Here is a 10,980-nt window from a genome sequence, read left to right as displayed (position 1 = left end):
GCAACTGGTCCTCGAGAGGATAAGTGCATGACCGAGCATCTGGACGTGATCGTCGTCGGCGCAGGACTGTCCGGTGTGGGTGCCGCCTGGCACCTGCAACAGCGCTGTCCCGACCGCAGCTTCGCCATCCTCGAGGCGCGCGACGCGATCGGCGGGACGTGGGATCTGTTCCGCTATCCGGGCATCCGCTCCGATTCGGACATGCACACGCTGGGCTACAGCTTCCGCCCCTGGACCCAGGCCAAGGCGATCGCGGACGGCCCGTCGATCCGCGCCTATGTTGAGGACACCGCGCGCGAGGCGGGGATCGACCGCAAGATCCGTTTCCGCCACCGGCTGATCTCCGCCGAATGGTCCACGCCCGACGCGCGCTGGACGCTGCAGGTGGAAAAGGAAGGGGGGGAGCGCGTGGAGATGACGTGCGGCTTCCTCTACGTCTGCTCGGGCTATTACGATTACGCAGCCGGTCATGCGCCGGACTTCCCGGGATCGGCCGACTTCAGCGGGCGCATCGTCCATCCGCAATTCTGGCCCGAGGACCTCGACTATTCGGGCAAGCAGGTGGTCGTCATCGGCAGCGGCGCCACCGCGGTGACCTTGTTGCCCGAAATGGCGCGCCACGCCGCGCACGTCACCATGCTCCAGCGCTCGCCCACCTATGTCGTCACCCGCCCGGCGCAGGACGGTTTCGCCAACTGGCTGCGGCGACGGCTGCCCGCGCGCGCGGCCTATGGCGTCACACGCTGGAAGAACGTGCTGTTCGGCATGTTCTTCTACCGGATGGCGCGACGCCGGCCGGAGCGGGTGAAGGAGCGGCTGATCGGCATGGTGCGCGAGCAGCTGGGCGCCGACTATGACGTCGCGACCCATTTCACGCCGCGCTACAATCCGTGGGACCAGCGCATCTGCCTGGTGCCCGACGCGGACCTGTTCGCCGCGCTCCGCTCGGGCGCGGCGTCGGTGGTGACCGACACGATCGAGACGTTCACGCCCGCCGGTATCCGGCTCGCATCGGGTCGCGAGATTCCCGCGGACGTCATCGTCACCGCCACGGGGCTGAAGCTGGCGATGATGGGCGGCGCGCGCATCGCGGTCGACGGCGTGCCGGTGAACGTCGGACAGGCGATCCAGTACAAGGGCATGATGCTGTCCGACGTGCCCAATCTCGCCTTCACCTTCGGTTACACCAACGCCTCGTGGACGCTGAAGGCGGACCTCGTCGCCGCCTATGTCTGCCGGCTGCTCAACACGATGAAGCGGCGCGGCGTGCAGCAGGCGACGCCGCGGATCGGCGATAGCGGAGTGGCGCCGGAACCGTTCGCCGACTTCACGTCGGGCTACATCCAGCGGGCCGAGGCGGTGTTGCCGAAGCAGGGCAACCGCAAGCCGTGGCGGCTTAACCAGAACTACGCGCTGGACGTGATGGCGCTACGCTTCGGATCGATCGACGACAGCATGGAGTTCGCGAACCCGCCGGCGGGTCGCCGCGCGGCCTGACGTCCGAGTCGCGGCGCATCAGAGACGTCGCGGAATGAGGATTTGAAGAGGCGGGAGGCGGCGGCGGCTTGGGTCCGGACCGGGGCAAGTCGCGCCTGATTGGCGTGACTTACGTCCGGACCGGACCGGATGCCGGTGGCTTACCAGGGCTTGACCTGGATCCCGCTGACCAGCGCGATGATGAACGCGAGCATGAGTTTCTCCCTCGTTGGCGCCTCGTTGAGCGCGCGCCATGGTTAGCTGTTTCTTTACGATCTCTCAACGTCGTTAACCGTCCTTAACGATCGACCTTGGTCTTAAATCATTCTTCAGCCCTGGTGGGTTAGGCGCAGGCCCATGACCCGCGCCGATTTCCCCCACCGCGCCATCGCCGAAGCGGACGCGCGTGTGTCGGAGACACGGACCGTCGGCACGCTGCCTTGGCGCTTCCACGTGGTGGCGGAAGTCGCTGATTTCGCCGGATTGCGGCGGCGGCTGGGCCGGGCAGGGTCGAGCCGGATCGCTTCGGATCTGGTCGATGCCTCGGCTCCCTACCTTCCCGGCGTGACGATGATCCCCGTCGGGCGCGAGCGGATCGAGCTCGACTTTGGCGGGACATCGCCAAGGGCGGCCGACGACATCCTCGATCGGCTGCGCCGCATTGCCGCCGGGCGCGAGATCGTGCTGCGCTTCGGCACGGCGATCGGCAGCGCGCAGGCGGACGAGGTGCGGCTGGCCGAGCAGGCCGAGGCCGCGCTGGACCGGGCGCGAGGCGCCAATGCGGCGGGCGATCCGCCGGGCACGCCCGACGCGATCGCACTGGGTGCGGAACTGGCGCGCGCGATCGACGAGAACGAGCTCGTCCTCTTCTACCAGCCCAAGGTCCATGCCCGCCGGCAGGAGATCGACAGCGCCGAGGCGCTGATCCGGTGGCAGCACCCGGTACGCGGCCTGATCCCGCCGGGGGACTTCATCCCGGTGGCGGAGGCCGGCGACCTCATCGACCGCCTGACGCTGTGGACCATCGAGCGCGCCATCGCCGACCAGTTGGCGCTGCGTGCGATGGGGCACGACCTGCGGATCTTCGTCAACATCTCCGGCCGCTTGCTGGGCGACACCCTCTTCGCAGCGCGGGTGTGCGATATCGTCGGCGCCACCGACGCGAAGCTGGGCTTCGAGGTGACGGAGACATCGGTCATCCGCGATCCCGCGAGCGCCATCGCCAACCTCCAGCGGTTCGCCGATATCGGCGTGTGCATCGCGATCGACGATTATGGCGCGGGCCTATCCAGCCTCGCCTATCTGAAGCAACTGCCCGCGCGCGAGCTGAAGATCGACAAGCTGTTCATCACGCAGCTGACCAGCTCGAACAGGGACCCGCTGATCGTCCGTTCGACCATCGACCTCGCGCATGCGCTCGACATGGAGGTGGTGGCCGAGGGGGTCGAGACCCATGCCGCGCTGGCGCTGCTGACGGTGATGGGCTGCGACATGGTGCAGGGTTTCCTCATCAGCCGTCCGGTACCGCGCGACGCGCTGGTCGCTTTCCTTCGCGAGGACGGCAACCGCCGCGCGTCGATGGAGACCCGCCTGTCCTTCAGCCGACTGGCGAGCGCGTGGAAGCGCGCCTGAGCGGCGTGACCCGCCGCTTGTGTCTGCCGCTTCTCGCGGTCGCACTGTCCATCCTGCCGGCAGTTCCGGCAACGGCGTCTGCAAGCGACTTCGACGTGATGGTCGCGCAGGTTCGTTCGGATATGCTCGTCGATCCATTCAAGGCCGCAGAGGGGGCAGAGCGGGCACTCGACGTCGCGGGTCGTGAGAAGAACGAGCGCGAACGGTCGATCAGGCGTGCCACTGCGCTGTGGCTGCAAGGCGAGGCCACGAACCGCCTCGGCCGTCCGGTAGACGCGCTGCGCCCGCTCGCGGCGGCCCGCGCGCTTGCTGACCGGTTCGATCCCGGTTCATTGCTGCTGGCCGACATCCTTCTTGCCGAGGGGAGCGCGCTCACCGATGCGGCACGCGTCACCGAGGCGCTGTCGACGCTGCAATCGGCGCACGCGCTCTATTTAAAGCTGAAGCAGGGGCGAAGTCGGGCCAAGGCACTGATCCTGATTGCCATGCTGTACGATGCAGCCCGGGATTACGGATCGGCGCTGCGGTACCTCCAGCAGGCGCAGGATGCGCATGCCGCCGACCCTGGTCTGTCCGTCGCGATCCAGAACGGCCGGGGTTTGGCGCTGCGGGAATTGGATCGTCCCCATGAGGCGGTGAAAGCCTTCGCGCTGGCCCGGGAGATCGCGCGGGCGATGGGATCGAGCCCCGTGGTCGCGCTGTCCTGGGGCAACACGGCAAATGCGTTGCTGCAAGCGGGCGACGTGCCCGGCGCGACGGCGGCGATCCGTCAGGGCCTTGTCGCCGCGAGGGATCCAGCCGCGTCCGCGATACGTCCGCAACTCGTCCAGTCGGCAGCCGACGCGGCGTTGCGGATCGGTGAGGTGGATAGGGCGTACCGGCTGATCGAGGAGCGGTTCCGCGGCGTCGACTTCGGCCGCACCGTGATCGCTGATCGCGACGCGCACGAGACCGCCTATCGCGTCTACCTCGCCCGCGGCGACACGGCGCTGGCGTTGCGGCACCTCGCCGCGCTGAAGCGGCTGGACGATCAGGCGACGCAGATCGCGCGGTCCACCAGTGCGGCGCTGGCGGCGGCCCGGTTCGACTATACCAATCAGGAACTGCGCATCGCCAAGCTGAAGGCGACCGACCTGGCGAGGAGCGTCGCGTTCGAGCGGGCCGCGGCGCGGACGCAGTGGCAGATCTTCGTCGGTGCGGCACTGGGCACCGCGCTGGTCATCGTCCTGCTCGCCGTGGCGCTGGTCACGATCCGGCGCAGCCGCAACGTGGTGCGGGCCGCCAACGCGGACCTGGAGGTGACCAACGGCAAGCTGGAGAAGGCGCTGGCGGCGAAGACCGAGTTCCTCGCCACCACCAGCCACGAGATCCGCACGCCGCTGAACGGCATCCTGGGCATGACGCAGGTGATGATCGCGGACCGTTCGGTCGACGCCGCCACGCGCGAGCGGCTGGCGCTGGTCCACGGCGCGGGGACGACGATGCGCGCGCTGGTCGACGACATCCTCGACGTGGCGAAGATCGAGACCGGCAAGATGACGATCGAGGCGCGCGACATCGACGTCGTGGCCACGGTGCGGGATGCGGCCCGGATGTGGCGCGACCAGGCCGTGGCGAAGGGCCTGTCGTTCGACTGCCGCGTCGACCTGGACGATCCGTGGGTGACGGGCGATGCCGCGCGGCTGCGGCAGATCGTCTTCAATCTCCTGTCCAACGCGGTGAAGTTCACCGCCGCCGGCGGGATCGTCCTGTCGCTGGAGCGCGGGGACGGGCGGCTGCGCCTGACCGTCGCCGATACGGGCATCGGCATCGCGCGCGAGGCGCACGAGGTGGTCTTCGAGTCCTTCCGGCAGGCCGACGCCGGTACGACGCGGCAGTTCGGCGGGACCGGCCTCGGCCTCTCCATCTGCCGCAACCTGGCGCGGGCCATGGGTGGTGACGTGACGGTCGAGAGCGAGGCGGGCGAAGGCGCGCTCTTCACGCTCGACCTGCCGCTCGTCCCCGCGGCCCCCCCACAAACCGCGGCGGTACCGCCGGCGCTGCTGGTGATCGAGCGCAATCCGATCCAGCGCGCCATGTTCCGCACGCTCTTCGCCGCGCTGGACCCCGTGGTCTTCGCCGACGATGCGGAGGAGGCGCTGCGGATTGCCGGTGAGTGCGCGCCCGAGCGGCTGCTGGCCGACGCGGCGGCGCTGACCGACGTGGCGACGCTCCAGCGGCTGGCCGAGGCGATCGCGCCCGCGCCGGTGATCGTGCTCGCCGCGGCGGGGGAGGGCGCCGCCTGGCAGGGGGTCGACCGCGCGAGGATCATCGAGCGACCCATTGGAAAGAAACAGTTGGTGATCCAGGTTGAGAGCGCGTGCCAAGTGCTTGTGCCCGAAGCGGCTTAGCGTGATAAGGCGCTGCATCGGCATAGGGAGGGCGTGCAGCACGGCGCGCTTGAGTGGCAGCAGCGAATGAAGGTCCTGTTCATCGAGGATGACCGCATGAATCGGCGTGTCGTGCGGGATATGCTCGACGTGGCCGGGGCAAGCATGGTCGAGGCGGAGAGCGCCGAGGACGGGTTGCGCCTGCTCGACGTGAACGACGATCTCGACATGCTGCTGGTCGACCTGCGCATGCCCGGCATGGACGGGCTGACCGCCATTGGCCACATCCGCGCGCGCGGCGATGCGAAGGGGCGGCTGCCGATCATCGTCGTCACCGCCGACACCGCGCTGGACCTGCGCGAGCGCTGCCTGGCGGCAGGCGCGGACGACGTGATCTTCAAGCCGGTGGCGATGGATGCGCTGTTCGAGGCAATGGGCCGCCTGCTCGCCGGCGACGAGGACGACGAGCTGATCTAAGCCGCCGGCGGTGCGCGCAGCGCCTGCGCCAGCGAGGTGGTGGCACTGCCCCGCCGCGCGGGCTTCGGCTGGTCGGGCGAGGGGGCCCAGCCGGTCAGGAAGACGATGTCGAACCGCTCGGCGGTGCGCCCTTCCGCGTCGGCCCGAGCCGCGAAGCCCGCCGCCGCGCGCGCCAGCACCGCGCTCGAAATCGCGTGCCGCTCCGCCAGGACGTTGCCGTTGGCGGAAAAGCGCAGGTCCTCCAGCAGCCGCGACAAGTCGCGGTAGCGCACCGTCAGCGTCTCCACGTCTGCGACCGGCAGCGCGAAGCCGGCGCGGACCAGCAGGTCGCCGGCGGACCGCACATCGACCATCGGGTGCACCCGCGCCACCGCGCGCTCGGGTTCCGCCTCGCGCAGCACGCCGCGCAACGTCGAGAGCGTGCCGCCGCCCAGGAAAGCGGCGAGGAACAGGCCGTCGGGTCGCAGCACCCGCCGGACGAGCGAGAGCGCGCCGGGAAGGTCGCCCACCTGGTCGAGTGTGCCCGCCGCGACAGCCAGGTCGAAGCTCGCGTCGGCGAAGGGCAGCCGGTCCTCGTCCGCCTGGACCCCGCCCGCGCCGCGCGCGAAGGCGAAGCCCGGGTCGACCCGCGCGACACGCGCGGCTGGGGAGGGGGGCGCGAAGCCGCCGTTGAAGCATCCGAGGTCGAGTACGTCGGCGAAGTCGCGCTTCACCGCGCCCAGCCGGTCGACAAGCCCGTCCAGCATCGCGGCGCGCAGGAAATCGTGCGCCGCGAACGGCGACGCGGCGCGATCGCGCTGGCGACGGCGCGCGGCGCGGTCGAAGATGTCGGGCGGCTGCATGGCACCGGCTTGTGCCGGGACGGGCCACGGGCGACAAGGCCCTATGGGTGGGTCGGCATGAGGGGCGGTGCGACGATCGGGCGCGTGGCCGGCGTAGTGCTGGACGCGGTGCTGCCGCCGCGCTGCCCCGCCTGCGCGGCGATCGTCACCGCGCCGCATCGCTTCTGCGCCGGCTGCTGGTCGCAACTGCGCTTCCCCGGACCGCCGTGGTGCGCAGCGTGCCACCGGCCGTTCGATCATGATCGCGGCGCCGGGGCGCGTTGCGAGGATTGCCTGTCCGATCCGCCGGTGCATGGTGGGGTGCGCGCCGCTGTCGCCTATGGCGACGTGGCGCGGGCGGTGGCGCTGAAGCTGAAGTACGGCGGACGGACCGGGCTGGCGATCACCGCCGCGGGATTGATGCGGCGGCACCTGCCCGCCGACGCCGACCTGCTGGTACCGGTGCCGCTGCATCGCTGGCGGATATGGCAGCGAGGGTACAACCAGGCCGCGCTGATCGCCACGGCGCTGGGGCGCGAGGCGGGCATCGCCGTTGATCGCCACGCCCTGCGGCGGTGCCGCGCCACCCCCAGCCTGCGCGGCCTGTCGCGTGGCGAGCGGCGGCGCGCGCTGGCCGGTGCGTTCGCGATCCACGATGCGGCGGCAGTGGCGGGGCGCCGGGTGGTGCTGATCGACGACGTCCACACCAGCGGCGCCACCGCCGACGGTTGCGCCGCGGCGCTGCGCGCGGCGGGCGCGCGCAGCGTGCTGGTCCTCGCCTGGGCCCGCGTCCTTGATCCCCGTCCCCACGGTTCGGCCGAGGCGGATTGACACGCCGCGCGTGCGACCACACCTAGGTCGGCATGGCGCGCATCGAAATCTACACCAAGGCCTTCTGCCCGTATTGCTCGCGGGCGCTGGCGCTTCTCGGCTCGAAGAACGTGGAGGTGGAGGAGACCGACATCACGCTCGACCGCAATGCCCGTGCGACGATGATCGAGCGGGCGGGCGGCCGCACCACGGTGCCGCAGATCTTCATCGACGGACGGCACGTCGGCGGCTCCGACGATCTCGCCGCGCTGGAGCGCGAGGGCAGGCTCGACCCGCTGCTGGCGGGATGATCGTCTTCGACCTGAAGTGCGCCGGCGATCACGTGTTCGAGGCGTGGTTCGCCTCCACCCGCGCCTATGACGAACAGCGCGAGCGGCGACTGGTCGCCTGCCCGCTGTGCGGCGACACGCAGGTGGCGAAGGCGGTGATGGCGCCCAATGTCGCGCCCAAGGGCAATGCGGTGGCACGGCCGGAGCGGATCAAGGCGTTGCTGTCCGAACTGGCGGCGGCGCAGGGCAAGGCACTGGAAGGATCGCGCTGGGTCGGGCGTCGCTTCGCCGACGAGGCGCGCGCGATGCATGTGGGTGAGGCGGAGCATGCGACGATCCACGGGCAGGCGACGCCGGAGGAGGCGAGGGCGCTGATCGACGAGGGCGTGCCCGTCGCGCCGCTGCTGCTGCCGGTCGCGCCGCCCGAGACGCTCAACTGACGCCCGCGCGGGTTCCCCGCCGCCACCGACGGTTCTACACACGACCCTCGACTGACATGGAGGGGTGGGCACGATGGACCTGTTGCGACGCAAGCCGATCGAGGTGGAGCAGCGCGGAACCGCGCTGGCGCGGACCTTGTCGTGGCCGCATCTCGTCGCACTGGGCGTCGGTGCGATCGTCGGCACCGGCATCCTGACGCTGATCGGCGTCGGCGCGGATCGTGCCGGCCCCTCGGTGATCCTCTCCTTCGTCATCGCGGGGACGATCTGCGCCTGCGCCGCGCTCGCCTATGCGGAAATGGCGACGATGATCCCGGCCTCGGGAAGCGCCTATACGTACAGCTACGTCGTGCTGGGCGAGGTGATCGCCTGGACGATCGGCTGGTCGCTGATCCTCGAATATTCGCTGGTGGTCTCCACCGTGGCGGTCGGCTGGTCGGGCTATGCCTCCGCGCTGCTGACGCCGCTCGGCTTTCCCCTGGCGCTGACCAACGGACCGGCGCTCGGCGGGCTGGTGAACGTGCCCGCTGTCGTCATCATCGCCATCGTCGCCGGGCTGCTGATGCTGGGCACGAAGGAAAGCGCGACATTGAACGCGATGCTGGTGGTCGTGAAGATCGTGGCACTGGCGATCTTCGTCGCCGTCGCGCTGCCTTCCTTCCAGTCGTCGAACATGGAGCCGTTCATGCCGTTCGGCTTCGGCAAGTCGATGTCGGCGGATGGGGTGGAGCGGGGCGTCATGGCGGCGGCGGCGATCATCTTCTTCGCCTTCTACGGCTTCGACGCCATCTCCACCGCGGCGGAGGAGACGAAGAACCCGGGACGCGACCTCGCGATCGGCATCGTCGGGTCGATGATCGCCTGCGTGTTGATCTACATGCTGGTCGCGGTCGCGGCGGTGGGTGCCCTGTCGTTCACCCGCTTCGCCGACAGTCCCGAGCCGCTGGCGCTGATCCTGCGCGAGATCGGGCGGCCGGGCTTCGCCACCTTCCTTGCCGCCAGCGCGGTGATCGCGCTGCCCACGGTGCTGCTCGGCTTCCTGTTCGGGCAGAGCCGCATCTTCTTCGTCATGGCGCGCGACGGCCTGATCCCCGCCGCGCTGGCGAAGGTGTCGCGGCGGGGCACGCCGGTGCGGATCACGCTGGCGACGGCCGCGCTGGTGGCGATCATCGCCGGAGTGATGCCGATCGACGCGATCGCGGCACTGGCCAATGCGGGTACGCTGGCGGCGTTCGCGGCGGTGTGCATCTGCATGATGGTGATGCGCCGCCGCGCGCCCGACGCGCCCCGCACGTTCCGCACGCCGCTGGCGCCGGTGGTCGGCACGATTGGCGTGCTCGGCTGCGTCTACCTGTTCTTCAGCCTGCCGCAGCGCACGCAATGGTATTTCCTGATCTGGAACCTGGTCGGGCTCGCCGTCTATTTCCTCTACGGTCGCCGCCGCGCGGTGCATGCGGAATAGGAGAAAGGGCGGCGCACCCATCGGTGCGCCGCCCTCCTTCGCTGGGTCTGCCGGCGCCGGTCAGGCGAAGCGGACCGATGCCTTCGCCTGGCGACGACGCATCTCGCCGCCGACCGCACCGAAGCCCAGGATCATCAGCGCCCAGGTGGCCGGCTCGGGCACGCCCGCGGCGATCGCGCCGTTGATGAAGTCCTTGTGGATGTTCGTGGGCACGTAACCGCTGAACTCGCCCCAGCTGTTGTTCAGGCAGTTGCCCGGTGCCGGATCGCAGCGGAAGTCGCCCACGCCCGCGCCGAACGTGAGGCCGTAGGAGTTCACCGACGAGATCAGGCCGTTGATGAAGGCCGCACCGCCCGAATCGCCGCCCGCGATGTTCACTTCCATCACGCCCACGCCCAGATTGCAGCCGAAGCCGGCGACGGCGCCGACCGCCGCGGCGGTGCGGCATCCGGTGTCGTTGTCAGCGATGCCGTTGTCGAAGTCCGAGATGTACGACTTCGAGATCTCCGCGGTGCCGAAGAAGTTCTCGCCGTCGATGACGTCGGTGAAGAAGCCGTTGAACGCCGCGTCGCCCCACGCGTAATCGTAGGTGTTGTCGCCCTGGCGACGGCGGCCGACGCCGGCGTTGAACGGCGGGGTGGTGCCGATCGCGCCGCCCACGATCGAGCGGGTGCCGAAGCCGTTGACGTTGAACTTCTGGCCGTTGACGAGGTCATCGGTGTAGATGCCGTAGGACTGCGCGTACGACGGCGCGAACTCGCTCAGCTTCAGGACGGCGATGTCGTTCTGGTCGATGACCTCGCCGGTGTACTTGGAATTGACGTAGTAGCGCGCCACGTCGATCGACGTCGTGCCCGCCGGCAAGGAGTAGATGCTGGTGTCTGCCAGCGAGAGGGCGTCGTCCGCGAAGATCACCTGCGTGCGCACGAGGTTGGCGGCCTTCTGCCCGCCGCCGTCGCTGACGCAATGGCCCGCGGTCAGCACCGACCTGCGGTCGCTGAGCAGCGTGCCCGAGCAGACGAACTGCGCGCCGTTGGAATAGGTCATCAGCATGCCGACCGAGCCGCTGTAGCCGGCCTTGTTGGTCGCCAGGTACAGCGGGCTGCCGCCGCTGGCGACGGTGCCCGTGGAGGTCTGGCCGACGATCTTGCTGGTGGCGGTGTAGCTGATGCCGTTCTTCGTGCCCGACTGCACCTTCTGCGC

General features: G+C 69.8%; 9 protein-coding genes and 2 pseudogenes. 8 read left to right on the top strand and 3 right to left on the bottom strand.

All coding sequences use genetic code 11. From position 1 onward, the window contains the following. The first annotated feature begins 27 nt into the window (after positions 1 to 27). The 4 genes from HBH26_RS01045 (at position 28) to HBH26_RS01030 (ending at position 5,954) form a co-directional block, all read left to right on the top strand. On the top strand, positions 28 to 1,497 hold the full coding sequence (locus HBH26_RS01045) for a flavin-containing monooxygenase (RefSeq protein WP_168132699.1): 1,470 nt from the start codon (positions 28 to 30) through the stop codon (positions 1,495 to 1,497). 336 nt (positions 1,498 to 1,833) lie between these two features. Beyond that, entirely contained in the window at positions 1,834 to 3,108 is a 1,275-nt protein-coding gene (locus tag HBH26_RS01040) for an EAL domain-containing protein (protein ID WP_209308249.1), read from the top strand. Positions 3,109 to 3,230: 122 nt separating this feature from the next. Then, positions 3,231 to 5,498: an ATP-binding protein gene (locus HBH26_RS01035; protein ID WP_168132698.1), complete on the top strand. Its 2,268-nt coding sequence runs from the start codon at positions 3,231 to 3,233 to the stop codon at positions 5,496 to 5,498. Positions 5,499 to 5,564: 66 nt separating this feature from the next. Continuing rightward, positions 5,565 to 5,954 (top strand): response regulator, encoded by a 390-nt coding sequence (locus HBH26_RS01030; protein ID WP_168132697.1) that lies wholly within the window; start codon positions 5,565 to 5,567, stop codon positions 5,952 to 5,954. Here the strand turns inward: HBH26_RS01030 and HBH26_RS01025 are convergent. Then, positions 5,951 to 6,796, bottom strand: coding sequence for a class I SAM-dependent methyltransferase (locus tag HBH26_RS01025; protein ID WP_168132696.1), 846 nt, complete (start codon positions 6,794 to 6,796; stop codon positions 5,951 to 5,953). The two genes, HBH26_RS01030 and HBH26_RS01025, sit on opposite strands and share 4 nt — an antisense overlap. Before the next feature lie 57 nt (positions 6,797 to 6,853). On the opposite strand from HBH26_RS01025, the gene HBH26_RS01020 reads away from it, so the two are divergent. The 4 genes from HBH26_RS01020 to HBH26_RS01005 all read left to right on the top strand — a co-directional run bounded on the left by HBH26_RS01020 (position 6,854) and on the right by HBH26_RS01005 (position 9,777). Beyond that, a complete protein-coding gene (locus HBH26_RS01020) occupies positions 6,854 to 7,606 on the top strand; it encodes a ComF family protein (RefSeq protein WP_168132695.1) in 753 nt (250 codons plus the stop codon). Positions 7,607 to 7,638: 32 nt separating this feature from the next. Beyond that, positions 7,639 to 7,896, top strand: a complete 258-nt coding sequence (gene grxC / locus HBH26_RS01015; RefSeq protein ID WP_168132694.1) for a glutaredoxin 3 — start codon at positions 7,639 to 7,641, stop codon at positions 7,894 to 7,896. Beyond that, a complete protein-coding gene (locus tag HBH26_RS01010; RefSeq protein WP_168132693.1) occupies positions 7,893 to 8,315 on the top strand; it encodes a DUF1178 family protein in 423 nt (140 codons plus the stop codon). Before grxC ends, HBH26_RS01010 begins: the two co-directional genes overlap by 4 nt. 73 nt (positions 8,316 to 8,388) lie before the next feature. Further along, entirely contained in the window at positions 8,389 to 9,777 is a 1,389-nt protein-coding gene (locus HBH26_RS01005) for an amino acid permease (protein ID WP_168132692.1), read from the top strand. A gap of 60 nt (positions 9,778 to 9,837) precedes the next feature. On the opposite strand, the pseudogene HBH26_RS21280 reads toward HBH26_RS01005, so the two are convergent. After that, positions 9,838 to 9,945, bottom strand: a pseudogene (locus HBH26_RS21280) (PEPxxWA-CTERM sorting domain-containing protein); the annotation flags it as partial. A 507-nt stretch (positions 9,946 to 10,452) separates the two neighbouring features. Continuing rightward, positions 10,453 to 10,824 (bottom strand): annotated as a pseudogene (locus tag HBH26_RS21275) (trypsin-like serine protease); the annotation flags it as partial. Positions 10,825 to 10,980: the final 156 nt, after the last annotated feature.

It is taken from the genome of Sphingomonas corticis (assembly GCF_012035195.1).
Classification (GTDB): Bacteria; Pseudomonadota; Alphaproteobacteria; order Sphingomonadales; family Sphingomonadaceae; genus Sphingomonas; species Sphingomonas corticis.
The sequence above is the reverse complement of the archived record's forward strand: the minus strand, read 5'-3'. Positions and strand labels throughout refer to the sequence as shown.